General features: G+C 72.8%; 18 protein-coding genes and 1 tRNA gene. 9 read left to right on the forward strand and 10 right to left on the reverse strand.

The features are described from left to right. Positions 1-21 precede the first annotated feature (21 nt). Both ACGFZN_RS11305 and ACGFZN_RS11310 read right to left on the reverse strand, forming a co-directional pair. Positions 22-666 carry a hypothetical protein gene (locus tag ACGFZN_RS11305; RefSeq protein WP_393858203.1) on the reverse strand — a complete coding sequence of 215 codons (645 nt, stop codon included), beginning with the start codon at positions 664-666 and terminating at the stop codon, positions 22-24. A 165-nt stretch (positions 667-831) separates the two neighbouring features. After that, a complete protein-coding gene (locus ACGFZN_RS11310) occupies positions 832-2,943 on the reverse strand; it encodes an N-6 DNA methylase (RefSeq protein WP_393858204.1) in 2,112 nt (703 codons plus the stop codon). Between the two features lie 186 nt (positions 2,944-3,129). Here ACGFZN_RS11310 and ACGFZN_RS11315 point away from each other — a divergent pair, with 186 nt between their 5' ends. After that, the gene (locus ACGFZN_RS11315; protein WP_393858205.1) at positions 3,130-3,273 is read left to right on the forward strand and encodes a hypothetical protein; all 144 of its coding nucleotides are present in this window, start codon (positions 3,130-3,132) and stop codon (positions 3,271-3,273) included. A 177-nt stretch (positions 3,274-3,450) separates the two neighbouring features. Then, entirely contained in the window at positions 3,451-4,170 is a 720-nt protein-coding gene (locus ACGFZN_RS11320) for a hypothetical protein (protein WP_393858206.1), read from the forward strand. A 55-nt stretch (positions 4,171-4,225) separates the two neighbouring features. Here ACGFZN_RS11320 and ACGFZN_RS11325 read toward each other — a convergent pair whose 3' ends face one another. The 4 genes from ACGFZN_RS11325 to ACGFZN_RS11340 form a co-directional block, all read right to left on the reverse strand. Then, positions 4,226-4,942: an HNH endonuclease family protein gene (locus ACGFZN_RS11325; RefSeq protein WP_393858207.1), complete on the reverse strand. Its 717-nt coding sequence runs from the start codon at positions 4,940-4,942 to the stop codon at positions 4,226-4,228. Between the two features lie 221 nt (positions 4,943-5,163). Beyond that, positions 5,164-8,697, reverse strand: coding sequence for a transcription-repair coupling factor (gene mfd / locus ACGFZN_RS11330; RefSeq protein ID WP_393858208.1), 3,534 nt, complete (start codon positions 8,695-8,697; stop codon positions 5,164-5,166). A gap of 260 nt (positions 8,698-8,957) precedes the next feature. Next, on the reverse strand, positions 8,958-11,540 hold the full coding sequence (locus ACGFZN_RS11335; RefSeq protein WP_393858209.1) for an ABC transporter permease: 2,583 nt from the start codon (positions 11,538-11,540) through the stop codon (positions 8,958-8,960). Next, the gene (locus ACGFZN_RS11340) at positions 11,537-12,325 is read right to left on the reverse strand and encodes an ABC transporter ATP-binding protein (protein WP_393858210.1); all 789 of its coding nucleotides are present in this window, start codon (positions 12,323-12,325) and stop codon (positions 11,537-11,539) included. The genes ACGFZN_RS11335 and ACGFZN_RS11340 overlap by 4 nt, the downstream gene beginning before the upstream one ends. Before the next feature lie 411 nt (positions 12,326-12,736). Here ACGFZN_RS11340 and ACGFZN_RS11345 point away from each other — a divergent pair, with 411 nt between their 5' ends. From ACGFZN_RS11345 to ACGFZN_RS11355, 3 genes are all read left to right on the forward strand, one after another. Continuing rightward, the gene (locus ACGFZN_RS11345; protein WP_393858211.1) at positions 12,737-14,242 is read left to right on the forward strand and encodes an MFS transporter; all 1,506 of its coding nucleotides are present in this window, start codon (positions 12,737-12,739) and stop codon (positions 14,240-14,242) included. A gap of 199 nt (positions 14,243-14,441) precedes the next feature. Continuing rightward, positions 14,442-14,921 (forward strand): DUF485 domain-containing protein, encoded by a 480-nt coding sequence (locus ACGFZN_RS11350; protein WP_393858212.1) that lies wholly within the window; start codon positions 14,442-14,444, stop codon positions 14,919-14,921. Next, complete coding sequence (locus ACGFZN_RS11355; RefSeq protein WP_393858213.1) at positions 14,918-16,561, forward strand: cation acetate symporter; 1,644 nt, start codon at positions 14,918-14,920, stop codon at positions 16,559-16,561. The genes ACGFZN_RS11350 and ACGFZN_RS11355 overlap by 4 nt, the downstream gene beginning before the upstream one ends. Before the next feature lie 13 nt (positions 16,562-16,574). On the opposite strand, the gene ACGFZN_RS11360 is transcribed toward ACGFZN_RS11355, so the two are convergent. From ACGFZN_RS11360 to ACGFZN_RS11370, 3 genes are all read right to left on the reverse strand, one after another. Further along, complete coding sequence (locus tag ACGFZN_RS11360; protein ID WP_393858214.1) at positions 16,575-17,462, reverse strand: DivIVA domain-containing protein; 888 nt, start codon at positions 17,460-17,462, stop codon at positions 16,575-16,577. A 344-nt stretch (positions 17,463-17,806) separates the two neighbouring features. Next, complete coding sequence (locus ACGFZN_RS11365; protein WP_393858215.1) at positions 17,807-20,722, reverse strand: SUKH-4 family immunity protein; 2,916 nt, start codon at positions 20,720-20,722, stop codon at positions 17,807-17,809. 10 nt (positions 20,723-20,732) lie between these two features. Continuing rightward, a complete protein-coding gene (locus tag ACGFZN_RS11370; RefSeq protein WP_393858216.1) occupies positions 20,733-21,728 on the reverse strand; it encodes an SMI1/KNR4 family protein in 996 nt (331 codons plus the stop codon). Positions 21,729-21,992: 264 nt separating this feature from the next. Between ACGFZN_RS11370 and ACGFZN_RS11375 the strand changes: the two genes are divergently transcribed. Both ACGFZN_RS11375 and ACGFZN_RS11380 read left to right on the forward strand, forming a co-directional pair. Continuing rightward, positions 21,993-22,508 carry a YwqJ-related putative deaminase gene (locus ACGFZN_RS11375; RefSeq protein WP_393858217.1) on the forward strand — a complete coding sequence of 172 codons (516 nt, stop codon included), beginning with the start codon at positions 21,993-21,995 and terminating at the stop codon, positions 22,506-22,508. Positions 22,509-22,594: 86 nt separating this feature from the next. Further along, positions 22,595-23,152 (forward strand): SUKH-3 domain-containing protein, encoded by a 558-nt coding sequence (locus tag ACGFZN_RS11380; protein ID WP_393858218.1) that lies wholly within the window; start codon positions 22,595-22,597, stop codon positions 23,150-23,152. 9 nt (positions 23,153-23,161) lie between these two features. On the opposite strand, the gene ACGFZN_RS11385 is transcribed toward ACGFZN_RS11380, so the two are convergent. Continuing rightward, positions 23,162-24,463 (reverse strand): sensor histidine kinase, encoded by a 1,302-nt coding sequence (locus ACGFZN_RS11385; RefSeq protein ID WP_393858219.1) that lies wholly within the window; start codon positions 24,461-24,463, stop codon positions 23,162-23,164. A gap of 166 nt (positions 24,464-24,629) precedes the next feature. On the opposite strand from ACGFZN_RS11385, the gene ACGFZN_RS11390 reads away from it, so the two are divergent. After that, the gene (locus tag ACGFZN_RS11390) at positions 24,630-25,502 is read left to right on the forward strand and encodes a hypothetical protein (RefSeq protein ID WP_393858220.1); all 873 of its coding nucleotides are present in this window, start codon (positions 24,630-24,632) and stop codon (positions 25,500-25,502) included. A gap of 13 nt (positions 25,503-25,515) precedes the next feature. Then, a tRNA-Gln gene (locus ACGFZN_RS11395) sits at positions 25,516-25,587 on the forward strand. Positions 25,588-25,657: the final 70 nt, after the last annotated feature.

Raw genomic sequence — 25,657 nt, forward strand, 5'->3', positions numbered from 1 at the left:
CGACACGTCCTGCCGCCACGCTCACCTTCCGCTCTCGGAGCCGTCGTTGCGGCCGTCGTGCTTGCGCAGGTAGTCGCTCAGCTCGTCGAGTTCGGCGCGCACCTGCTCGATGTGGCTGGGCGCCGGGCGCTGCGGCGGCTGGGGCACGGGCGCGTGCGTCATCGGCGGGGGGGTGTGCGGGGTGAGGGGGGCCTGCGGGAACGGGGTGTCGTGGCCCGTCCGGCCGACCGGCGCGGTCGGGACGGTCGCCGCCGTGTACGGGTTGGCCGGGCCCGGATAGCCGTAGCCGCCCTGCGCCGTCCGCTGGGCCGCGTACGCCTGGCGGCGGCGGGCGTAGTGGCGTATCTCCGCGACGAGGTAGTACACGATCGTGCCCGCCAGGGTGCCCAGCAGCAGGAACATGCCGAAGTAGCCCACCGGGGTGTGGATGTCGTCGCCCGGTTCGATGCCTATCAGCATCAGGCTGAGCAGGTCGGCGACCAGGGCGGCGGCGAACAGGCACCAGTCCAGCGCCCGCCGCGTGACGGCCGCCAGGCGCAGCGGCATCACCCAGGCCAGCATGCCGATGCTGAAGAACCCGGTCGCCACGAACAGCACACGCAGCAGAACCAGCCACCCCGTATGCGGCGGCTGCTTCAACGGCTGTCCGTAGCCGAGGCCTTGCATGGCTGCTCCTGATGCCTGAAGTGGGCGTACACGTCCGACCGGCGTGCTCCGTCGGGCGGAGAACGCCGGTCGTGCGATTGTCGCTTCGAGCATATGGCCCGGGACCGACAAGGACACGGGCAAGCCCTGCGGATGTACCGAACCGTTGTCCTGCCCGCCCCGCGGTCAGTCCGGCGCCACCGTGCCGTCGGTCAGGCCGTCGTACATCCCGCGCACGAGCTGCTCCCCGAGCCGGCTCGCGCGGCGCAGCGCCCGCTCGAACTCGTCGAGCGCGCGGAAGCGCGCGCCGTAGCGCCGCTGTTCGTCCAGCGGGAGCCGGGGCAGCTGCAGGCGGCGCACGTCCAGCCGGGTCGCGGTGGAGGCGTAGCTGCTGGCCTGCCGGTTGTTCGCGGTACCGCGCAGGAACCCGGCCAGGAACCACGGGTCGAGCGCCGCCCGGTCCGGGCGCAGCAGCACGAGATTGCGCCCCAGGGCGGCGCCCGCCGTGCCGTCGTCGATCACGCGCGCCACCGAACCGCCGCCCAGCACCGGTACGACGACGTCGCCCGGCTCGGTCAGCACGGGCTCCTCCTCGCTCTCCGGGAGCGTCCCGGAGGGCGCGGCGCCGGCGAGGACGTCGTGGTCGGTGAGCACGGGCACGCGCGCGTGCCCGCCGTTTCCGCCGGTGCGCATCAACAGCGCGCTCCCGCGCGCGAGTTCGCCGATGGTGGTGAGCGGCCAGCGCGCGCCGAGCGCGGGCGCGGCGGGCGGCGGAGTGAGGTCGGTGGTCAGGCGCAGGGTCTCCCCGAGGCGCTCGCGCACCGCCGTGAGCTGCTCCGCGCCGTCGGCCACGGCCGGCGGCAGATGGCGGGCGGGGGCGAGGTCCACGTCGTCGCCGAGGAGTTCGATGACCGGCACGGAACGGGCGAGTCCGGGCCGCTCCGCGAGCCGCCCCGCCCGTTCGAAGTCGCGCCAGGCGTCCAGGACGGCCTCGCGCACGGCCGGCCAGTCCGGACCGCCGCGCCCCTCACCGGCGAACCTCCCGGTGTCCACGAGCAGCAGCTCCGGCGACGCCGGCGTCCGCTCCGGCCGGCGCAGCACCCACACGTGCAGCGGGATGTTGTACGGCGGCGCCGCCCCGACCGGCAGCGCCACCACGGCCCGCAGCGCGCCCCGGCGCAGCAGGTCGGCGCGGATCCGGCGCCCGGAACGGCGGGAGGCGGCGGCCGGCGGCATCAGCAGGACGGCGGCGCCACCGTCGGCCAGCCGGGCCAGCGCGTGCTGCACCCAGGCCAGTTCGGACTCGGTGCGGGCCGGGAAACCGTACTCCCAGCGGGGGTCGTAGGCGAGTTCGTCGTGGCCCCAGTTGCGCTCGTTGAACGGCGGATGGCACAGCACCGCGTCGGCGCGCAAGCCCGGGAAGGCGTCGGCGCGCAGGGTGTCGCCGGCCGCGCCGCGCACACCGGCGCGGGAGTGCAGCGCGAGCCGCAGCGCGGTGAGCGCGGCCAGCTCGGGGGCGCTGTCCTGGGCGTACAGCTCCTGGTCCGGGCGGGGCTCCACGGCCCGCAGCAGCGCGCCGGTGCCGCAGGCCGGGTCCAGGACGCTGCGGGCGGGACCGGCGAGGTCGGCCATGAGCCCGGCGAGTTCGGCCGGGGTGAGCGTGTACTGGCGGGGGTTGGCGTCCAGATGCCGGCCCAGCAGGAACTCGAACACCTGCCGCGCCCCGGTCTCCGCGGCCAGCTCGGCGGCACCGCGCAGCAGGGGGACGGAGGGGAGGAGCTGGGGGCCGGTGGGGACGCGGAGGGCGGGGGCGGGGGCGGCCGGGGCGGTGGAGGGGGTGCCTGCGGGAGTGCCGTGGGCGGTGTGAACGCGGCGAGGCTCGGATGCGGTGTGAACACCGGCTTCGGCGTTCACAGGCGTCAGCACCTGTTCCAGCACGCCCGGCAGGATCGCGGCGAGGCGCGCGTCCGAGCCGGCGCTCGCGTCGAGCCAGACCGTGGGCCGCTGGTGGATCAGCAGCAGGGCGCAGCCCGCGTGCACCAGGGCGGTCAGCGGGCCCTCGGGGTGACCGACGAGCTGTTGCCAGACGCGTTCGCGCAGCGGGACCTCGGCGAGTTTGCCCTGCTTGCGCAGCCAGGCCTCGACCTCGGCGAGCGCGAAGGAGGGGCTGGTCTCGGTGCCGCCGACCGGCTTGGGGAAGTCGGCGTGCCTGCGACGCCAGTTGCTGACGGCGGCCCGGCCCACTCCGGCGAGCCGGGCGATTCCCGCTGCGGTCACCTCTGTTGCGTTGTCCTGCACCGGCTTGGTCCCCTCGTCCCGTGTGTGCGCCGAGCATACCGACGTACACAAGACCCACGCATTCACGGCGTGCATCCATCCAGCACTGTGAACCGTGTTGACTCGGTTCACAAGGTCTGGTCTTATTGACCCAGCGAACAGGCGGCCACCGGAGGGGGAGGCCGCCGCTTTGGGGAGGGATTCGCCATGGGCTTGCATGCCAAGGTGGCTCCGGCGACCGTCGTGGGGGCCGCCATCCTGGGCGCCGTGTCCGCGCCCGCCGAGGTCGCCGGCGCGGGCGGCGCCCGCTTCACGGCCATCGGTCGCGGCGCCGGGAGGACGACGGCCTGAGCCGGACCACCCGCCGCACGGTCGTTCCGCCCCAAGCTCAACGCCGGCCGCTCAGCGCCGGCCGCTCACCCTCACACACCGCTCACTGGGCACTGCGCGCACTCTGCTGCCCACCGCGAACTGCGCGCACTGCGCACCGCTCACCGCTCATCAAAACCCTGTACTCGAAGGACTGTCATGCGTCTCGCCCCCCGTGTCGCCACGCTGCTCGCCGTCGCGGCACTTCCGCTGGCCCTCACCGCCTGTTCCTCCGGTTCGTCCTCCGACACCGGCGGGGCGAGCACGGCGTCGGCCAAGGCGAAGGACCCCAACGCCGGGCTCGCCACCGGTACGCAGCTGAAGAAGGCGCTGGCGCCGGCGTCCGCCTTCCCCACCGGGTTCGCCCCCGAGGCCGACGGCGCCTCGGACTCCGGCGGCACCTTCCTCGACCCGTCCGGCCGCAGCAAGGCGAAGCCGGACTGCACCCGGCTGGAGGCCACGTCCTGGATCCAGGTGACCGGCTACAAGGGGGGCGTGTCGTTCGCGCAGAACGACTACGTGAACCACGGCAAGACCGAGGAGGTCGCCCAGGAGATCGACGCGTTCCAGGGCACCACCGCCACCGCGGTGATGAAGCAGATGCAGGCCGTGGCCGACGAGTGCGCCACCTTCACGGACACCGACGCGCACGCCAAGGTGAAGCTCACCGGGACGTCCACGTCCGGGCTCGGGGACGAGGCCTACACGATGACGCTGACGAGCGGCGCCTGGGAGAACGGCACCACGCTCATGGCGGTGCGCTCCGGGAACTCGGTGATCACCGTGCTGTCCACGGCGGGCTCCGACAACGGCGCCGCCAGCGCGAAGAAGGTGACGAGCCGGATCCTGGACTCGCTGAAGGCCCTCAAGACCGCCTGACGGAGGCCGACGGAAGCCGTCGACTGACGCGGCCTCGGCCTGCACGCGTATGCGCTCAGTGCGCGCGGAAGCGGGCCGGGGCCTTGGTGGGGTTGCCGCCCGTGGGAAGTTTCTGGCCGGGGCAGCCGCCGAGGACCTTCTTCATGGCGGCCTTCTCGGCGGCGGTGACCCACAGCCCGTACTTCTTCTTCACCGCGACCTGCTCGGCGACATAGGTGCAGCGGTAGGCCTTGTTCGGCGGGAGCCAGGTGGCCGCGTCGCCGTCGCCCTTGCCGCGGTTGGTGCTCGCGTCGACGGCGATCAGGTTGAGGGGGTCGTTGGCCAGGGCTATGCGCTTGCTGGCGTCCCAGTACTTGGCGCCCTTCTGCCAGGCGTCGGAGAGGGGGACGACATGGTCGATGTCGACCTGGCTGCTGCCGCGCCGGTAGGTGATCTCCTTGCCGGAGTAGGGGTCGGGTTCGAGCAGTCCGTAGGAGACCTTGCAGCTGCCGCCGGTGAACTTCACGTCCTTCAGGTCGCGTTTGAGGATGTCGTCGCGGGTGTCGCAGGAGTTGGAGTCGGTGTCCGCCCAGGCGGTGCCGAATCGTTCCCGCGAGTAACCGGTCTTGGGCGCGCGGCCCTTGACCGTCAACGAGTCGACGGCGGCCAGGGCCGCGCCGCTGCCCCCGGCCGGCTCGGGCCCGGAGGACCCGCCGGCCTTGTCCGTCCTGCAGCCGGCCACGGCGACCAGCACGGCCACGGCGGCGACCGCCCCACCCCTCAGACGCGTCACGGTGCGTCCCCCTTGCCTGTCCTGGTCCGCCCGACGGCTCCGGCGGAATCGTTCCGTCCCTTACCGTAACCGCCGTACGGCCGCCAGCAGATGGGGACGAAAGCGGCGCTTCGGGGCGGCGGGCGGGGAACCGGTGCACGGGGGTGCCGTACGGGGGGCGCACGGCCGGTGCGCCCCCGCGGCCGTGACGTCTTCTACGACCCCCCGGACCGAGACGGGTCCTACGACCCCAGGACGGATGCCAGGAACTCGCCGACCCAGCCCAGCAGTTCGCGGCCGACCAGGGGCTTGCCGCCGACCTTCGCGGTCTTCGGGCGCGGGACCAGCACCTGGTGCGCGGCCGGCTTGATGACCGTGCCCGGGTAGAGGCGCTTGACGCGCAGTTCCTGCGACTCGCGCAGTTCCACGGGCGCGAAGCGGATGTTGGCGCCCTGGAGCACGATCTCGCCCACGCCGCAGGCCCGCGCGAGCATCCTGAGGCCGGCCACCAGCAGCAGGTTCTCCACCGGTTCGGGCAACTTGCCGTAGCGGTCGGTGAGTTCCTCGCGGACGGCCTTGATGTCCTCTTCGGAGTTGGCGGAGGCGATGGAGCGGTAGGCCTGGAGGCGCAGGCGCTCGCCGGGGGCGTAGTCGTGCGGGACGTGCGCGTCGACGGGCAGCTCGATCTTGACCTCGAGCGGCGGCTCCTCCTCGATCTCGCCGGTCTCCAGCTGGCGCCGGTAGTCGGCGACGGCCTCGCCGACCATGCGGACGTACAGGTCGAAGCCGACGCCCGCGATGTGGCCGGACTGCTCGCCGCCGAGGAGGTTGCCGGCGCCGCGGATCTCCAGGTCCTTCATCGCCACGTACATGCCGGCGCCCATCTCGGTGTGCTGGGCGATGGTGGCGAGCCGTTCGTGCGCGGTCTCCGTCAGGGGCTTCTCCGGCGGGTACAGGAAGTAGGCGTATCCGCGCTCGCGGCCCCGGCCGACGCGGCCGCGCAGCTGGTGCAGCTGGGACAGGCCGAAGGTGTCGCCGCGCTCCACGATCAGGGTGTTGGCGTTGGAGATGTCGATGCCGGACTCGACGATCGTGGTCGAGACGAGGACGTCGAACTTCTTCTCCCAGAAGTCGACGACGACCTGCTCCAGCGCGGACTCCGACATCTGGCCGTGGGCCGTGGCGATGCGCGCCTCGGGGACGATCTCGCGGAGCCGGGCGGCCGCGCGGTCGATGGACTCGACGCGGTTGTGGATGTAGAAGACCTGGCCCTCGCGCAGCAGTTCGCGGCGGATGGCGGCGCCGATCTGCTTCTCCTCGTACGGCCCGACGAAGGTGAGGACCGGGTGGCGCTCCTCCGGCGGGGTGGTGATGGTCGACATCTCGCGGATGCCGGTCACGGCCATCTCCAGGGTCCGGGGGATCGGCGTCGCGGACATGGTGAGCACGTCGACGTTGGCGCGGAGCTTCTTCAGCTGCTCCTTGTGCTCGACGCCGAAGCGCTGTTCCTCGTCGACGATGACCAGGCCCAGGTCCTTGAACTTCGTCTCGGAGGAGAACAGCCGGTGGGTGCCGATGACGACGTCCACCGAGCCTTCCCTGAGGCCCTCGAGGACGGCCTTGGCCTCGGTGTCGGTCTGGAAGCGGGACAGCGCCTTCACGCTCACCGGGAACTGCGCGTACCGCTCGGAGAACGTCCCGAAGTGCTGCTGCACCAGCAGGGTCGTCGGCACCAGGACGGCGACCTGCTTGCCGTCCTGCACGGCCTTGAAGGCGGCCCGCACCGCGATCTCGGTCTTGCCGTAGCCGACGTCGCCGCAGATCAGGCGGTCCATGGGGACCGACTTCTCCATGTCCTCCTTGACCTCGGCGATGGTGGTGAGCTGGTCGGGGGTCTCGGCGTAGGGGAAAGCGTCCTCGAGTTCACGCTGCCAGGGCGTGTCGGTGCCGAAGGCGTGGCCGGGGGCGGCCATGCGCGCGCTGTAGAGCTTGATCAGGTCGGCGGCGATCTCCTTGACGGCCTTCTTCGCGCGTGCCTTGGTCTTCGTCCAGTCGGCGCCGCCGAGCCGGTGCAGGGTGGGGGCCTCGCCGCCGACGTACTTGGTGATCTGCTCCAGCTGGTCGGTGGGGATGTAGAGGCGGTCGCCGGGCTGGCCGCGCTTGGCGGGCGCGTACTCCACGACCAGGTACTCGCGGGTGGCGCCCTGGACGGTGCGCTGCACCATCTCGATGTAGCGGCCCACGCCGTGCTGTTCGTGGACGATGTAGTCGCCCGCCTCCAGGGTGAGCGGGTCGATGGTCTTGCGGCGTCGGGCGGGCATGCGGGCGCCGTCGCGGGTGGCGGCGCGCTGCCCGGACAGGTCGGTCTCGGTGAGCACGGCGAGCTTCAGGGCCGGATCGATCAGGCCGTACTCGATGGAGCCGCAGGAGACGTGCACCACCGACGGGCTCGGTTCGCCCAGGTCGGCGTCCATGCGGGCGGCGATGCCCTCGTTGCCGAGCACCTCGACGGTGCGGGCGGCCGGGCCGTGGCCCTCGGTGACGAACACGGTGCGCCAGCCGTCGGCGAGCCAGCCCTTGGTGTCGGCGAGGGCCCGGGCGGTGTCGCCCCGGTAGCTCTCCGGCGCGCGCATGCCGAGCTTGAGGGTGTCCGCGTCGAGCGTTTCGTCGGCGGCGAAGGGGGAGACCGACCACCACATCATGCCCAGCTCGCGCGCCCGGTCGCGGACGTCGGCGATGGACCACAGGGAGGCGGCGCCGACGTCGATGGGGGCCTCGCCGCCGCCGGCGGTGGCCGCCCAGGAGGCCTGCAGGAACTCCTGGCTGGTCGCCACCAGGTCGGCGGCACGCGTGCGGACCCGCTCGGGGTCGCAGACCACGGTCATGGCGCCCGCGGGCAGGACGTCGAGGAGCAGCTCCATGTCGTCGACCAGGACGGGGGCGAGGGACTCCATGCCCTCGACCGCGATGCCCTCGGCGATCTTGCCGAGCAGCTCGCCCAGCTCGGGGTGTTCCTCGGCCAGGGCACGCGCGCGTGCCCGGACGTCGTCGGTGAGCAGCAGCTCGCGGCACGGCGGCGCCCACAGGCCGTGCTCGGCGACTTCGAGGGAGCGCTGGTCGGCGACCTTGAAGTAGCGGATCTCCTCGACGTCGTCGCCCCAGAACTCGATGCGCAGCGGGTGTTCCTCGGTGGGCGGGAAGACGTCCAGGATGCCGCCGCGCACCGCGAACTCGCCGCGCTTCTCCACGAGCTCCACGCGCGCGTAAGCGGCGGCCGCCAGGGCTTCGACGACGTCCTCCAGGTCGGCGCTCTGGCCCGTCCTCAGGGACACCGGTTCCAGGTCGCCGAGGCCCTTGACCTGCGGCTGCAGCACGGAGCGCACGGGGGCCACGACGACGGAGACCGGGCCGGTCCCGGGGTCCTGGGGGCTGGGGTGGGCCAGGCGGCGCAGGACGGCGAGGCGGCGGCCGACGGTGTCGCTGCGCGGGCTGAGGCGCTCGTGCGGGAGCGTCTCCCAGGAGGGGTACTCCACGACGCCGGCCTCAGGCAGCAGGGAGCGCAGGGCCGCCGCCAGGTCCTCGGCCTCGCGGCCGGTCGCCGTGACCGCGAGGACCGTACGGCCGGCCTCGCGGGCCAGGGCGGCGACCGTGAAGGGGCGGGCCGCCGGGGGGCCGACCAGGTCGACGTGCATGCGGTTGCCGTCCGCGGCCGCCGAGATCGCTTCCGCGAGGGCGGGGTCCTTGACGACGGCGTCGAGCAGACCGTGCAGGCTCATGGGGCTTTGTTTTCCGTCCGGGGGTGGGCAACGCAAGCAGCCCGGTGCGGTGAGCAGCCGGGGGTGTCCAGCGTACGACTCCGTCAGCGTTGGCGCTGAAGCCTGTGGATAACTCTGCTGCCCGGCGCCCGGTGCTGCAGTCCGCCTTCTTGACAGCAGACCGGCAAAAATCCCGGTGCCGGGAAGTCGTGGTGACTTCCCGGCACCGGGTTTCCCCCCGCAACCCCCGTGTGCGGTGGTCGTCGGGCCGGCCTGTGCGGCTAGTCCGTGGCGATGGCGTTCAGGACGTTCATCCGGCCGGCCCGGAACGCCGGGATCAGGGCGGCGAAGAGGCCCACGAAGGCCGAGGCGACGAAGACCGTGGTGATCGTCGGCCAGGGGATCTCGAGGATCTTCAGGCCCTGCAGGGCGAGGAGCTTCTGGGCGGTGGCGCCCCAGCCGATGCCCAGGCCGAGGCCCAGGAGGGCGCCGAAGACGGCGATCACCACGGACTCCAGGCGGATCATGCGGCGCAGCTGGCGGCGGGACAGACCGATCGCCCGCATCAGGCCGATCTCCCGGGTCCGCTCGACCACCGACAGCGCCAGGGTGTTCACGACGCCGAGGACGGCGACGATGATCGCGAGGGCGAGCAGGCCGTAGATCATGTTCAGCAGCTGGCCGATCTGGTCCTTCAGCGCCTTCTTGTAGTCGGTCTGGTCGCGCACGGTGAGCTGCGGGTAGTCGTCGTGCAGGGCCGACTTCAGGGACGCGTAGGCGGCGGCCTGCCGTCCGTGCTCGGCGGTGGCGAAGACCAGCTGGTCGAGCGGCATCTTCGCGGCGGGCACGTACCTGGCGAGCGTGCTGATCGACGTGTACATCGCACCCTGGTCGATCACGTCGTCGCTGCTGGTGATGGCCCGGACCGTCAGGTGGGCGGTGGAGCCCTCCTTGAACGCGACGGTGATCTTCGAGCCGAGGTGGATGCCGTGGGCCTGGGCGAACTTCTCGTGGACGGACATCGAGTCGGGCAGGTAGGCGTCCGTGAGGTTGCCGGCGACGGTCTTCTTGCGCAGGTCGGTGGCGTAGGTCCGGTCGGCCGCGGTGATGTCGGTGTTCTTCAGGGTCCGGCCGTCGGGGGTGGTGAAGTCGGCCAGGGTCGGCTTGTACTCGGTGACCCGGGCGAGCCCGGGGGTGTCCTTGATGAGCCTGACCGCCTGCGGGACGACGCGCTGGCCGTTGTCGCCCTGGATGATGAAGTCCGTGCCGACGGTCTTGTCGAGCTGGTCGGTGGCCGAGGCGACCATGGAGGAGCCGACCACGGACAGGCAGGCCACCAGGGCCAGGCCGATCATGAGGGCCGCGCCGGTGGCGCCGGTGCGGCGCGGGTTGCGCAGCGCGTTGCGCTCGGCCATGCGGCCGACGGGCCCGAACACGCGCAGGATGATCGCGCCGAGGACCCGGACCAGGCCGGCGGCGAGCAGCGGGCCGATGACGACGAAGCCGATCAGCGTGGTCACCACGCCGAGGCCCAGCCAGCCGGAGCCCGCCTTGGCCTTGTCCGCGGTCGCGGCGACGTACAGGCTCCAGCCGCCGGCGGCGGTGAGGAGCAGGCCGATCACGGCGCGGACGGCGCCGGCCTTGGCGTCGGCCGGGGCGCCGGCGTCGCGCAGGGCGGCCATCGGGGAGACCTTGCCGGCGCGCCGGGCGGGCAGGTAGGCGGCGAGGACGGTGACGACGACGCCGAGGAGCAGGCCGACGGCCGGGGTGGTCCAGGCGACGGTCAGGTCGTCGGTGGACAGGTGCATGCCCATCTTGCCCATGAGGTTCATCAGGCCGACGGCGATGCCGACGCCCGCGCCGACGCCGAGCACCGAGCCGATCACGCCGAGCAGCAGGGCCTCGATCAGCACGGACCGGTTGACCTGCTTGCGGGAGGAGCCGATGGCGCGCATCAGGCCGATCTCGCGGGTGCGCTGGGCGACCAGCATGGAGAAGGTGTTGATGATCAGGAAGATGCCGACGAGGAAGGCGATCCCGGCGAAGCCGAGCATCGCGTACTTCATGACGTTCAGGAAGCTCTCGACGCTCTTCTGGTTGGCGTCGGCGACCTCCTTGGCGGTCTGCACCTTGTAGCCGCGGCCGAGGGCGGCGGTCACGTTCTGCTTCAGCCGGTCGTCGGCGACGCCCTTGGCGGCGGTGACGTTGACGTTGGTGTAGACGCCGGTGCGGCCGATCAGGGTCTGCTGGGCCGTCCTGGTGTCCAGGTAGAAGATGGCCGCGCCGGGGTTGGTCACCTTGAAGGCGGCGATGCCGGACACGCGCGCGTGGTGCGTGCCGACGACCGAGATCATCCCGATGTCGTCGCCCAGCTTGAGGTGGTGCTTGTCGGCGGTGTCCTCGTCGACCATGACCTGGTCGGGGCCCTCGGGCGCCGTACCGGTGACGATCTTCATGGTGCGGGCGTCGTTGCCGTTCCAGCTGCCGACGATGGTCGGCGCGCCGCTGCTGGGCGAGAGCTTGTCCTTCTTGGCGTCGATGACGGTGACCGTGGTGGAGAACACGGTGCCCTCGGCCTTCGCCACGCCCCGGGCGCCGCGGACCGTGCCGACGACGGAGGCCGGCATGACCGGCGGCTTGCCGGTGCGGGAGGTGGTCTCACCGGTGTCGGAGGAGTCCTTCGCGCTGACCGTCACGTCCGCGGACGTGGCCTGGAAAAGCTTGTCGAAGGTGGTGTTCATGGTGTCGGTGAACACCAGGGTGCCGCACACGAACGCCACCGACAGCAGGACCGCGATCGCCGAGAGCGCCATCCGGCCCTTGTGGGCGAGGAAGTTGCGCAGGGAGGTCTTCAGGACGGTCATGACGTGCGCCCCCGGGCGTCGAAGTCCTTCATGCGGTCCAGGACCTGATCGGCCGTCGGCTGGTGCATCTCGTCGACGATCCGGCCGTCGGCGAGGTAGAGCACGCGGTCGGCGTAGGAGGCGGCGACGGGGTCGTGGGTGACCATCACGATGGTCTGGCCGAGTTCGTCCACCGAGCGGCGCAGGAAGCCGAGGACTTCGGCGCCGGCGCGCGAGTCGAGGTTCCCGGTCGGCTCGTCCCCGAAGATGATCTCGGGGCGGGCGGCGAGCGCGCGGGCCACGGCGACGCGCTGCTGCTGGCCGCCGGAGAGCTGGGTCGGCCGGTGCTTGAGGCGTCCGGCGAGGCCGACGGTCTCCACCACGCGGTCCAGCCAGACCCGGTCCGGCTTGCGGCCCGCGATGTCCATGGGCAGCGTGATGTTCTCGATGGCGTTCAGCGTGGGCAGCAGGTTGAACGCCTGGAAGATGAAGCCGATCCGGTCCCGGCGCAGCCGGGTGAGCTTCTTGTCCTTCAGGCCGGTGATCTCGGTCTCGTCCAGGTAGATCTGGCCGCTCGTCACCGTGTCGAGCCCGGCGAGGCAGTGCATCAGCGTGGACTTGCCGGACCCCGAGGGCCCCATGATCGCGGTGAACCGGCCCCGCGCGATGTCCACGTCGACGTGGTCGAGGGCCACCACGCGGGTCTCGCCGGACCCGTACGCCTTCACGACCTGCCGCGCCCGCGCGGCAACGGCCGTACGCCCTCCAGTGCCCCCGTGCCTGGGAATGGTCACAGCCGATGTCACGGTATGTCTCCTATGTCGGTCGGCAAATCGGTGAGTGGTGCCCCGGCGAGCCAGGGCGTGGTTCTGAGTACGTCGATGAGTCTCGCGGCCGGCGGGGTCCTCGCGCGCTGGTGCGAAGCCCCCTCTTCCGCGGGGGAAAACCCCACCCCGCCGGTGCGGTCAGCCGCCCCCCAGCGGCGTAAAGCCAGGTTAAGGACCGGGCCCGCCCCGGCACGTCCTCCGCCGGGACGACCCCTCCCCGAGCCGTGGTACGGAGAGACCCCTAGGGGTCCTCCATCCCCGGACGGAGATGCGTCTCGGGGTCGCCTCCACCCCTCGGTGCGCGAAGCCTCCACCCTGCCGCCGCGTGAGAGTCGATGGGAAGCTGTCGTACCGGAGATAGGTGCAAGGGGCACGGGGAGGGGTTCCACGGTGGGAAGCACGACACCCGCGATACGCGGCGGCGCCGTCGACGGACAGGACACCCGGCGCCGCGGCGCCGTCGTCGCCGCGCTGATGCTGGCCATGGCGCTGGCCGCGCTGGACTCCACCGTCGTCTCCACGGCCGTACCGCAGATCGTCGGCGACCTCGGCGGTTTCTCGGTGTTCTCCTGGCTCTTCTCCGGCTATCTGCTCGCCGTGACCGTCACGCTGCCCGTCTACGGCAAGCTGTCGGACACCTTCGGCCGCAAACCGGTGCTGGTGACGGGCGCGGCCGTGTTCCTGGCCGGCTCGCTGCTGTGCGCGGGCGCCTGGAACATGGCGGCGCTGATCGCGTTCCGGATCGTGCAGGGCCTGGGCGGCGGGGCGTTGCAGGGCACCGTGCAGACCCTCGCCGCCGATCTGTACCCGCTGGCGGAGCGCCCGAAGATCCAGTCGAAGCTGTCCACGGTGTGGGCGGTGTCGGCGGTGGCCGGCCCGGGGCTCGGCGGGGTGCTCGCCGCGTACGCCGACTGGCGCTGGATCTTCCTGGTCAACCTGCCGATCGGCGCGGCCGCGCTGTGGCTGATCGTCCGTCATCTGCACGAGCCGCAGCGGGAGAAGCCGGAGAACGCGGCCCACGCGCGCGTGGACTGGGCCGGCGCGCTCGCGGTGTTCGCCTGCGGCGGGGTGCTGCTGACCGCGCTGGTGCAGGGCGGGGTCGCCTGGCCGTGGCTGTCGGCGCCGTCGCTGACGCTGTTCGGCACCGGACTCGCGCTGGCGGCCGTGGTGGTCGCCGTGGAGCGGCGGGCGGCGCAGCCGATCATCCCCGGCTGGGTGTGGCGGCGGCGCACGATCGCCGCCGTCAACCTGGCGCTGGGCGCGCTGGGGCTGCTGATGGTGGCGCCGAGCGTGTTCCTGCCGACGTACGCGCAGTCGGTGCTCGGACTCGCGCCCGTGGCCGCCGGTTTCGTGCTGTCGGTGTGGACCCTGTCCTGGCCGGTGTCGGCGGCGCTCAGCCAGCACGTCTACCGCCGCATCGGCTTCCGCGACACCGCGCTGCTCGGCATCGGCCTGGCCGCGCTGATCCTGTGCGCGTTCCCGCTGCTGCCGTATCCCGGCTCCTGGTGGCAGCCGACGCTGCTGATGCTGCTGCTGGGCGGCGCGCTCGGGCTGTTCCAGCTGCCGCTGATCGTCGGGGTGCAGTCGACGGTGGGCTGGTCGGAGCGGGGCACCACGACCGCGTCGGTGCTGTTCTGCCGGCAGACCGGACAGACCCTGGGCGCCTCGCTGTTCGGCGCCGTCGCCAACGGCGTGCTGGCCGCGCGCCTGGGCGGGGCGGGCGATCTGGACTCCGTCACGCGCGCGCTGGACGCCGGTACGGCCCCCGAGGCGACCCGGCACGCGATCGCCGGCGCCGTGCACGCGGTGTACCTGGGGGCGGCCGCCGCGGCGGCGCTCGCCTTCGTGGTGCTGCTGACGGTGGCGCCGCGCCGGTTCCCGGTGCGGGACGAGTGAACGGCCCGCCGAAGACGGCAGGTTAACGCGGGTAACACCCCAGGTGGGCACGGCTCCGCGCACAGTAAGCGCATACCGACCGGCCAGTTCGGTGAAAACGCCGCGCGGCACCCCACCCGCGAGTAGCGTGCGTGGCTCCACACCCCCCACCTCCCTGCGGTCCGCCGCCACGGACCCGAGCCGCGCAAGGAGCCCCGGGATGTCACAGGACCCGCCGCGCCCGCCGTACGACCCGCCCCACCCGTATCCCGACCGCTTCCCGCCCGTCCACGACCGGCCCCCCTCCCCCTGCGGGCCGCCCCGCCTCACCTACCCCTGGCAGCCCGCTCCCCCGCCGCCGCCCCGCCCGCGGCCGCGGACCGGCCGGGAACCCGTCGGCCACCACAGCGACCTCAGGGTGCTGCGCAGCGCCTACCGCTGGCAGCGGCGCACCGCCACCCTCACCGCCCTCGGCTACTTCACCCTGTTCCTGGTCCTGTCCGCCTGCGCGCCCGGGGTGATGACCCGCACGGTCGCCGACGGCATCCCCGCCGGCCTGCTGCTCGCCGTGGCCCAACTTCCGGTCACCTGGCTGGCCATCGCCCTGTACGAGCTCACCGCCCGCCGGCACGTCGATCCGCTCGCGGACCGTATCCGCAGGGAAGCCGAACTGAACGCACGCCGAGGAGCGCTCCGATGACCGCCGCAGCCACACCCGCCCCGGGCGGCTTCACCGGATTCAGCGGCTCGGCCCAGTCGATGTCGCTGGTCGCCTTCTCCACCGTCGCCACCGTCACCCTGCTGCTGTGCGTGATGGCCGGCCCGGACCGCGACGACCTCGACGAGTTCTACACCGGCTACAGCTCCCTGTCCCCGCTGCGCAACGGCCTGGCCATCGCCGGCGACTACATCTCCGCGGCCACCGTCCTCGGCACCGGCGGAGTGATCGCCCTGTGCGGCTACGACGGCGTCGTCCTCGCGCTGAGCACCGCGCTGTCGCTGATGCTGCTGATGTTCCTGCTGGCCGAACCGCTGCGCAACGCGGGCCGGTTCACCATGGGCGACGCGCTCGCCCGCCGGCTGCCGGGCCGCTGTGTGCGCATCACGGCCTGCGCGGTGACCATCGCCGCGCTGCTGCCGCTGATGCTGGTCCAGCTCGCCGGCACCGGGCAGCTGATGGCGTTCATCCTGGGGTTCTCCGACGCGTCCCTGAAGACCGCGTGCGTCGTCGGCCTCGGCGCCCTGATGATCGCCTACGCGGCGATCGGCGGCATGAAGGGCACCGCGCTCATCCAGATCCTGAAGATCGTGATGCTGGTCGGCTCGGGCGCCGTGATCGCCCTGCTGGTCCTGCACCGCTTCGACTGGGACCCCGGCGCCCTGTTCACCGCGGCCGCCGGCAACAGCGGCGCCGGGCCCGCCTTCCTCCACTCCGGCCTGGAGTTCGGCACCTCCGGCACGTCCCGTCTCGACATGGTCGCCTCCGAGCTGACCGTGGTCCTCGGCGGCGCCTGTCTGCCGCACATCACCATGCGCATGTACACCGCCTCCAGCGCCCGCCAGGTGCGCCGCTCGATGTCCTGGGCGGTGTCCATCGTCGCCCTGTTCGTGCTGGTCATCACGGTGGTCGGGTTCGGCGCCACGGCGCTGGTCGGCCGCGCCGTGATCGCCGGGGCCGACCCGCAGGGCAACACCGCCTATCTGCTCGGCTCGCGGGCCGTGTTCGGTGCCGACGTGTCCACGGCCGAGACGTTCCTGTTCACCATGGTGACGACGGCGCTCTTCCTGACCCTGCTCGCCTCGGTCGCCGGGATGATCCTGGCCTGCGCCAACTCCCTCGCCCACGACGTGTTCGCGGCCCGCGTCCAGGAGATGCCGGCCCGGCGCGAGATGGCCCTCGCCCGCGTCTCGGCGCTCGCCATAGGGGTGCCGACGATCCTGCTCGCCACCCTGGTGCAGCACCACAGCCTGCAGCCCCTGGTGACGCTCTCCTTCTGCCTGGGCGCCTCCGCCATCGCGCCCGCCCTGGTGTACGGGCTCTTCTGGCGCCGCTACACCCGCAGCGGCCTGCTGGCCACGCTGATCGGCGGCACCCTGACCGTGCTGCTGCTCATGCCCGGCACCAAGCTGGTCTCCGGCTCACCCGTCTCCGCCTTCCCGCACGCCGACTTCAACTGGTTCCCGTTCACCACCACCGGCATCGTCTCCATCCCGGCCGGCTTCTTCTTCGGATGGCTCGGCACGGTCGTCTCCGGCCGCGCCAAGGCGGAGCAGCAGCGGCGCCAGTACGAGGCGGTGGAGGGCTGGATCCTGGCGGGCGCGGTCCGCAGGGGCGGCTGACCGGCGCGGCGGATCACTCCGGGGCCGCCCGGCTGGTCAGGGCGTGCAGCCTGCTGCGCGCGTGATCCATGTGCGCCCGTACGACGTCCCAGGCCTCGCCGTGCGCGCGCAGCACCTGCTCCGTCTCCAGGGCGATGCGTTCCTCGCGCACACGCGCCTCGGCGATGATCGCGGCGGCACGCGCGGGCGCCTCCTCCTGGCTGCGCCGCGCGTACTCCTCGGCCTGCGCCAGGGCCCGCTCGGCGTCGGCCAGTCCCGCCTCGGCGCGGCCGATGCGCTCGTCGAGCCGGGCCTGGAGCGCGGCGGCCCGCGCGGCCGCCTCGCGCTCGGCCCCGGCCCACCGTTCGGCCAGCTCCCGGGACTGCGCGGCGAGCATGCCGGCGGCGCGCTGCCGCACCTCGCGCACCTCGGCGAGCACCGCAGAGCGCCCCTCCCGCACCGCGCGCCGGGTGCCGGTGCGCAGGCCGTCGGCCTCGGCGCGCGCGGCCTCGAGCCTGCGGCGGGCGTGTTCGTCGGCCTCCGCGCGGAGCGCGTCCGCCGCCTCCTGCGCCTCCCGCCGTACCCGGTCGGCGTACGCCCGCGCGTCCTCGACGTGCTGCTGCGCCTCCTGCCGCGCGCGCTCGCGCAGGTCATCCGCCTCCTGCACCACCCGCTGGAACAGCCGGTGCGCGCCTTCGCCGAGCGACTCGTAGGTCTGCGGCGGAAGCCGGGCGACGGTCTCACGCAGCCGCGCCGCCTCCGCCTCCATGTTCTTGGCGAGCACGGTCAGCCGCGCGGCCCGCTCCCAGGCGGCGTCGCGGTCGTCCGACAGCCGTGCCAGGAAGGCGTCGACCTGCTCGGGGCGGTAGCCGCGCCCCCGGACCGTCACGAAGCCGTGCGGTGACATCGATGCGCTGCCCACCCTGGGAACCCCTCTCCACCGGACGTACACGACAGGATGATTCCGCGCACATCTTGATGGATCGGACATAAGTGTTCATAACGCGACACTCCGCAGTCACGTCACGCTCCGAAGGCCACGAATCCCGCACACCGCGATCGGCCAACACCGGGCACACCGGCTCCGAGCACGCCCACCTCGGCGGAGACGAACGGTCAACGGGCCGTCACCGGGCCGCGCCCGCAGGGCGGATGAGGACGACTGCGGGCCACCCGTCCGGCCGACCCGGATCCCGGCCGGGCGAGTGCTCGTGCCCTCCACGCGCGCGTGGAGGGCACGATCCGCTCAGCGCCGGCAGGCCCCCGCTACAGCAGCCCGTCCCACATCTGCTCCAGCAGCACCGACCACCAGTTCTCCGGCGAACCCAGCGCCGCCGGGTCCAGCGCGGCCAGCTGCGCCTGGAAGTCGACGGTCCAGCGGCCCGCCTGCTCCTGGTTCAGCCCGAACCGCAGCCGCCACATCCGGCCCAGCAGGGCCAGGCAGCGCGCGAACTCCGGCAGCCCGGTGTTCACGAACTGCGGCGGCACCGGAGCACCGCCCGGCCCCGCCTCCACCGGCACGGCCACGATGTTCGCCGTGCCGTACTGCACACAGAGCGCCTTGCCGAAGTCGGTGCCCATCACCAGGTACGAGCCCGCGTCCGCCGCCGGCTGCACCCCGCGCTCGGCCGCCAGCTCCGCCAGCGTCGGCACCGGCCGGCCCGGCTGGGCCTGCGCCCAGAAGAACGGGCCCATGTCCACCGGCAGACCGGCCACCACCAGCGTGTGCGCCACGATCGGCGGCACACCCTGCCGCGACACCGCCTGCTGCTCGAACCGGAAGATCCCCGGCCCGAACGCCGCCGCCAGCTCCTGCGCGACGCCCTCCGGCGGCACCGGCGGCGCGGCCTGCACCGGCGGCAGCGGCGCCCGCACCGGCGCGGGCCGCGCCGGCCCGTCCGCCACCTGGTGCAACTCGCCCTGGTGCGCGAGCAGTTGCTGCATCCCCTGCTGCCGGCTCGCGTGATCCGTGCCGTACGGCGCGATGCTCGTGATCCGCGCCTGCGGCCACTGCTCGCGGATCATCCGCGCGCAGTAGGCGCCCGGCAGCTCGCACGACTCCAGCTCGGTGTGCAGCTCCAGCACCTGGTCCGGCGGCACGTTCATCGCCCGCAGCTCGTGGAAGATCTGCCACTCCGGGTGCGGCGTGCCCGGCGCCGAACGCCGGATCAGCTGCTGCTCCGAGCCGTCCTGCGCCCGGTAGCGCAGCACCGCCTGATAGCCGGGGCCCACCGTCGGCTGCCCCTGCTGCGGATACCCGTACGCCGGCACCTGCCCCGGCGCGGGCGCGCCGGGCGGCGGCATCGCACCCGGCGGCATCGGCTGCGGCCCGCCCGGAACGCCCGGCGGCATGCCGGGGGCGCCCGGCACACCGAGCACGCCGGGGGCGGGCGGCGGCGGGGGCGCGCCGGGGCCGGACGGCGGCAAAGGCGCGCCCGGACCGGTCACCGGGGGCCCGGCCAGCACGGTCTCCGCGTGATGCACACCACCGGCCGGAGTGCCGGGGGCAGGGGCACCCGGAGGCTGGGGGACGCCCGGTGCGTGAGGCATGCCCGGGGCCGCGGGAGCGCCGGGCGGTGGCGGCATGCCCGGGGCACCCGGACCACCCTGCACGCCAGGGCCGCTCTGCGCACCGGGAACACCCGGGGCGCCAGGGGGCTGCGGGCCACCACCGAGGAGGCCGGGGTCGGCGAACACCGTCGCGGCGTGGTGCACATCGCCCGGAGCGTTCGGCGCGCCCGGCGGCTGCGGGCCGTCCGCGCCCGGCATGCCCTGTCCCCCGGGGCCCTCCGGCCCGAGCGCGGACACGAGCTGCGTCGGCACATACCCACCACCGGGCGCACCCGGCGCGGGCGGCGGCGCGCTCCCCGGGCGCACGCCCGGCGTACCAGGGGCCGGCGGCGGAGGCGGCGGCGCGCCCACACCACCGCGCGGCTTCTTCGGCGGCGGCGCGGCCTTGCTCGTCGCGGCATCCGCGATGTCCCCCGCGTTCGGCGCGAGCCGCCGCCCCGGCCCGCCCGCGTCCGCCGGAGGCTGCGGCGCACCGCCCGGCGCCTGCGGATAGCCGTAACCCGGAGCACCCTGCGCAGCACCGGGGCCCGGCGGATAACCGTATGTCGGCGCACCCGCGGGCGGCGGGGGCGTGCTGCCCTGCGGCGCACCGGGAGCAGCGGGCGGCGGGGTTCCGGGCGCCGACGGGTACGCGGGCACGCCCGGCGCGGGCATGCCGGGAGCCCCCGGCTGCTGCGGATGGCCGTACGGCGCTGCACCGGGCGGCGGAGGCGGAGGCGTACCGCCCTGCGCGGCCCCCGGCGCGCCCGGCGCCTGCGAGGAACCGAGGGCCGGGGCGACCGCCGTCGGCGGCAGCCGGCTGCCCCCCGACATCAGCGCCGTCTTGGCGTCCGGAGCGCTGGCCGGCGGCCGCGGAGGCTCGTCCGCATCGCTCAGCGGCGGCGCGAACACCGTCGCCGGCAACGGCACCGACCGGTCGTCCTCACCCGCGTCCGCGTTGGTGTCCGTACCGGCCCAGGGCGTCGCCCCCGCCGGCACGTCCGCCACGGCAGGCGCGTCCGCGACAGAAGGCACCTCCGCGGCCGGAGGCGCATCCGCAGGAGGCGCATCCGAGGGAACCGGCGCCCCCGCCTGCGTCCGCGCGAGCCCCGCCTTACCGGACGAACCCTCACCAGCGGCACCCGAACCGGCCCCGGACGCCCCCGCACCAACCGGAGACGACCCCCCGCCGGAGGAATCCGCGGCAGCCGGAGACGACCCCGCGCCGTCCCCGTCCCGCGGCACCCGCTCCCCGATGCCCAGCTTGTCCGCCGCCTCCTGCAACCACTCCGGAGGCGTCAGCAGGAACGACGTCTGGTTGAGGTCCACCCGGGCCGCCGCCGGCGCCGGCACCGCGTCCTGCGGCTCCCCGGCACCGCCGTACTCCTCCTCGTACCGGCGGATCACCTCACCCACCGGCAGAGCGGGCCACAGCGTGGCCTCCCCGCTGTCCCGGGCGATGACCAGCCGCTGCGCACCCGCGTCCGAACGCGGGCCCTCCGCGCGGTCCTCGCCCCACACCACGAAACCCAGCTCGAACTCCCGCACCCGCACCTCACGGTGCTGGTACGCCGGCACATCGCCGTTGATCCACTCCTCGGCGCGCTCCTGCGCCTGCGCGTAGGTCACCATCGCCTGAAACTCACTCCCCCACCGCGCCGGACGACACCGGAACGACCCGCGCGAAACCACCGTCGACCATCAGATGCGCCACCGTCTCCAGCTCCGGCGGACTGCCCGCCAGCCGCGACAGAAAGGCGTCGAAATCGTCACCGCACGGCAGCAGCAGACGCTCCACCCGCTCCGCCGGAGACCACGACGGATCCACGTCCCGCACATCGTCGTACGCGCAGAACCACACCGAACCCAGCCGCTCGCCCTTCACCTTCACCGCGAGCAACCCGCCCTGCACGAACGCCACCGCGAGATAATCCTTCGTCAGATGGTCGCGCAGACACTTGTTCACATACACCAGGTCGTTGACCGCCGCCTCGTCCCGCACCGTGAAGAACGGCTGGTCCAGCAGCACACCCAGCTCCGCGTCCAGCGCCGTACCCACCGGCGCACACCCGCCCGCCGCCTTCAGGAATGAGCGATACGCCCCCGGAAGCCGGTAGCCCAGGTCCTCCTCGACGCCCTGCACCTGCGCCTCCGACACCGCCACACCCGACTTCGGCAGCCCGAAGTGCGCCGGCCGCGTCTCCTGCAACGGCCGCGTCCCCCGCTTGCCGTGGTCCACCGGCGCCGTCGCCACCCCACCGTGATGCCGCAGCAACGCCTTCACCTCGACCGGAACCAGCTCCAGCCGCCGCGTCCCCGCCACGTGATGCCACGTCCAGCCGTGCGGCGTCGCCACATCCGGCACCGTGTCCCACAACTCGTGCCCCGCCGCCGCCAACGCCGCGTTCGCCGACACATAGTCCGTCAGCCGCAACTCGTCGACACCGAAACCCTCCGGCGGCTCGGCGATCTCCACCGCCACACGCGCGTACGGAGAGAAATCCGGGTAACCACGCTCATCGACCCGTACCCCTCTCGGGTGACGCGCCGCCCGCACCGGATCCGGAAAGTGCACGACCTGCCCGGCATAAGCCGCGTTCGGCGGCGCGGCTTGCTGCCCGAGCCGACCTGTCGTCATGGCGGTAGCCCCCTGCGGCGTCATCTCTGGCCTGAACGGCGGTGTCGATCGCGAACGCCGACAGCCTATGCGGTACGCCCACCCCGGTCACCGGCCCACCGCACCCCCGCCGAAACCACCCCTGGGCACACCGTGACCAGCCGTCACCCCAACGTGACCAGCACACCCGACCCGGGCGTGTCGCACCGCCCCAGCTTCCGCACCAGCCACGGCATTTGGCACCCTGTGTCCTTCGGGGGGATGCCCGGGGAGGGAACAACGATCATGAATACCTTGCGAACCGGAGGTACCGACGTGCGGTCCGGCGACCCACGCATCGGCTGGAGCAGCACCGACACACCCCCCGCCCCCACCCTCCGCCACCGCCGCGACGGCATCCTGCCCACCGTCGCCGCCGCCCTCTCCGTCCGCGGCGCCACCCTCACCGGCACCGCCGCCCGCGGCGACCAGCCCCCGCCCCTCCACCCCCTCGTCCAGGACTTCCTCGACACCCTCACCAGCGCCCAACGCGACCGCTTCACCGGCCGCTGCGCCGAAACCATCCTCATCTCACGCCACCTCGCCGCCGCCGACGCCGCCCGCAGCAAACGCGCCGCCCGAAAACCCATGACCAACGGCGAAGCCCGCAAAGCCCTCAAACACGCCAAACTCACCGCCCGCCGCATACGCGAGGACGGCGACCCCCTCCACGGCAGCTTCGCCACCCCCTGCCGCGCCTGCACCGCCCTCAGCGCCCACTTCGGCGTCCGCATCGTCGACCCCACGGCAACCGACGGCTGAACACCACCGTCACCCGCACCACCACCGGCGCCCACACGGCGCACGACACGGACGACGACGACACGGACGAGACGGACGAACGGCAGATGCACCCCGACCACGCCACCACCCCCAAGCCCCCCGCCCACCCCGGACACGCGAACACGACCGGGACCGGGACCGGGACGACCCCGCCCCGCTTCCCCGTCCCCGTCGACGCCGCCCTGCGCACCGCAGGCTGGCAACCCGGACGCTGGGACATCAAACAAGCGGAGATCTGGGCCGACACCCTCCGCGAGCACACCTCACCCGCCGGACACCGGCACACCGTCTTCCCCGCCGCCGTCGAAGCCTGGGCCGAATTCGGCGGCCTCACCATCACCCCCCACGGCCCCGGCCGCCAGATCGCCCCCGCCGCCCTCCACCTCGACCCCCTCCACGGCCTCCACCACGCCCGCACCCTCGGCGACCTCGGCCGCGCCCTCGGCACCGAACTCTGCCCCCTCGGCGAGGAGACCGACACCGCCGCCGTCCTCGCCATCGACGCCCAAGGCCGCGTCTACACCCTCGACCACACCGGCGACTGGTACGTCGGCCCCGACATCGACCACGCCCTGACCACCCTCATCACCGGCATCCAGCCCGTACGCCTCACCGCCGGCTGACCCCCTCCCCTACGCCGCCGGAATCACCGCCGACACCCGGAAACCCCCCGCATCCGTCGGCCCCGACACGAACACACCACCCAGTGCCACGACCCGCTCACGCATCCCCACCAGGCCGTTCCCACCCGACGGCAACCCCGCCGCCGACGCAGACCCCGGCTCCGGCGGCGGCTCGTTCTCCACCTGCATCGCGATCTCCGACACCCGGTGCGCCAACCGCACATGCGTCTTCGCACCCGCCGCGTGCTTGTGGACGTTCGTCAACGCCTCCTGCACCACCCGGAACGCCGTCTGCTCGATCTCCGCCGCATACGACCGCACCTCCCCCTCCACCGACAGATCCACGACCATCCCCGCCGCGGCCGACTGCCCGATCAACTCCTCCAGCTCCGACAACGACGGCCCCTCCTCCTCCCCCGCCCGCGACGCCGCGACCGCGGCCGCCTCCCGCACCGCCGCCAACGGCACCCCCGACGCACGCCGCACCGGCTCCTCCCCCGCCCGCAGCACCCCCAGCATCTGCCGCAACTCCGTCAACGCCTGCCGGCCCATGTCCCCCACCAGCGCGGCATTGCGCACCGCCTTCTCCGGATCCTTCCGCGCCACCGCCTGCAACGCCGCCGCATGCACCACCATCAGACTCACCCGGTGCGCGACCACGTCATGCATCTCACGGGCGATCCGCGTCCGCTCCTCGTTCCGCGCCCACTCGGCCCGCTCCTCCGCACGCTCGGCCAGCAACTGAAGCTCCCGCTCCAGACTGTCCGCCCGCTCCCTCAGGCTCTCCATCAACCGCCGCCGCGCCCCCACATACAGCCCCAGCAGCACCGGCGGCGCCGTCAGACCCAGCGCCGTCGTCACCGCCGCGAACGGCACGAACCAGTCGCCCAGCGTCAGATCACCCCGCGCCATCCCCTGGCGCACCCGCACGAACGTCACCACCGCCGTGCCCACCAGCGACATCCCCGCCAGCGCCCCGATGATCCGGCGCGGCACCTCACACGCCGCCAGCGTGTACAGGCCGACGATCCCCAGCAGGAACCCCATCTGCGCCGGCGTGATCGCGATGGCGACCAGCACGACGGCGATCGGCCACTTCCGCCGCACCAGCAGCACGCAGCCGGCGACCACCCCGAAGACGATCCCCACCGCCACCGGAATGCCCGCGTCCCGCGCGAACGGCACACCCTCCGCACCGCACTCCACGGCCGACACCAGCGCCAGACTCCCGTCCAGCACCGCACTGCGCCACCTGGTCCACCACCACGGCCCGGTCCCGGCCCTGGCGTGCTCTTCCCCCGTCGTGGTCATGGCTCCAGCCTACGGTCGACGCCTGCGCCTTTTCCGGTGACTTTCGCCGGCCTCCACACGCCGCGACCGGTAACCGAACACCCTCGAAACCCACCAGAATCACTCGAACTGGTGAACCCTTCCCGTTCGACCCCGGAACCCCTCATTCCGCCCGGACGGTATGCCCATGGCACATTCACCAAGCAAATACAACGGCTTCGAGAGCCTGCGCGAGCAAGCGGTCGCCCTACGCCGGGCCGGCCTCAGCCGCCGCCAGATCCGCGACCGGCTGCACGTCGACAACAACGACATCCTCAACCGCCTCCTGGAAGGCGAGCCGCCGCCCGAGTGGACCAGGCGCCCGAACGCGAAGGACGACCTCAGGGACAGGGCCCGCGAGCTACGACTCCAGGTCTGGACCTACGACCGGATCCAGGTCGAGCTGGGCTGCTCGAAGAGCTCGATCTCACTGTGGGTACGGGATCTGCCGAGGCCGGAGCGCAAGCGGAGCTACGAAGAAGCAGCGGCCATCGCCCGGAGGGGCTGGGAGGCGAAGCTGCAGATCCGCGAGGAGGAGCGACAGCGCACCAAGGAGGCGGCCAAGCGGGCGATCGGAAGCCTCTCCACCCGTGAACTCTTCCTGGTGGGCGTGAGTCTCTACTGGGCCGAGGGCAGTAAGGACAAGCCGTACGACCGCCGCGAGAACGTCATCTTCGTCAACAGCGATCCGGGAGCCGTCACGGTCTTCCTCGCCTGGCTCGACCTCCTAGGAGTGGAGCGCGAGCGCCTGCGGTACACCGTCATGATCCATGAGAACGCAGACGTCGGAGGGGCCGAAATGTACTGGGCCGATCTCGTCGGCGCCGATCGGTCCTTCTTCAAGAAGACGACCCTCAAGAAGCACAACCCCAAGACCATCCGCAAGAACACCGGTGAGAACTACCGCGGGTGCCTCGTGATCAAAGTCCTGAAAGGAGCGGACTTGTACCGTCGCATCGAAGGCTCTTGGTACGGCATAGTGTTGGGAGCCACCCAGCCGGTCGGTGAAATGTCCGATTAGGTCTGGTTTGTAATCCCCTGTGGTGTAATGGGCAACACTATCCACTTTGGATGGATCATTCCAGGTTCGAGTCCTGGCAGGGGAGCACCTGCTCGGTTCGGGCCCTGACCACCATCGTCAGGGCCCGCTCTCATGCCCCCCGAAACTCCCCCCGG

The sequence above is a fragment of the Streptomyces sp. NPDC048192 genome (assembly GCF_043202415.1).
In the GTDB taxonomy this organism is placed as follows: Bacteria; Actinomycetota; Actinomycetes; order Streptomycetales; family Streptomycetaceae; genus Streptomyces.

Bases quoted from the DNA above. Each gene is read 5' to 3' on its own strand.
- ACGFZN_RS11305 (WP_393858203.1), bottom strand. From the start codon at position 666: ATGCAAGGCCTCGGCTACGGACAGCCGTTGAAGCAGCCGCCGCATACG.
- ACGFZN_RS11315 (WP_393858205.1), top strand. From the start codon at position 3,130: ATGGGCTTGCATGCCAAGGTGGCTCCGGCGACCGTCGTGGGGGCCGCC.
- ACGFZN_RS11320 (WP_393858206.1), top strand. From the start codon at position 3,451: ATGCGTCTCGCCCCCCGTGTCGCCACGCTGCTCGCCGTCGCGGCACTT.
- mfd (WP_393858208.1), bottom strand. From the start codon at position 8,697: ATGAGCCTGCACGGTCTGCTCGACGCCGTCGTCAAGGACCCCGCCCTC.
- ACGFZN_RS11335 (WP_393858209.1), bottom strand. From the start codon at position 11,540: ATGACCGTCCTGAAGACCTCCCTGCGCAACTTCCTCGCCCACAAGGGC.
- ACGFZN_RS11350 (WP_393858212.1), top strand. From the start codon at position 14,442: ATGTCACAGGACCCGCCGCGCCCGCCGTACGACCCGCCCCACCCGTAT.
- ACGFZN_RS11355 (WP_393858213.1), top strand. From the start codon at position 14,918: ATGACCGCCGCAGCCACACCCGCCCCGGGCGGCTTCACCGGATTCAGC.
- ACGFZN_RS11365 (WP_393858215.1), bottom strand. From the start codon at position 20,722: ATGGTGACCTACGCGCAGGCGCAGGAGCGCGCCGAGGAGTGGATCAAC.
- ACGFZN_RS11370 (WP_393858216.1), bottom strand. From the start codon at position 21,728: ATGACGACAGGTCGGCTCGGGCAGCAAGCCGCGCCGCCGAACGCGGCT.
- ACGFZN_RS11375 (WP_393858217.1), top strand. From the start codon at position 21,993: ATGAATACCTTGCGAACCGGAGGTACCGACGTGCGGTCCGGCGACCCA.
- ACGFZN_RS11380 (WP_393858218.1), top strand. From the start codon at position 22,595: ATGCACCCCGACCACGCCACCACCCCCAAGCCCCCCGCCCACCCCGGA.
- ACGFZN_RS11385 (WP_393858219.1), bottom strand. From the start codon at position 24,463: ATGACCACGACGGGGGAAGAGCACGCCAGGGCCGGGACCGGGCCGTGG.
- ACGFZN_RS11390 (WP_393858220.1), top strand. From the start codon at position 24,630: ATGGCACATTCACCAAGCAAATACAACGGCTTCGAGAGCCTGCGCGAG.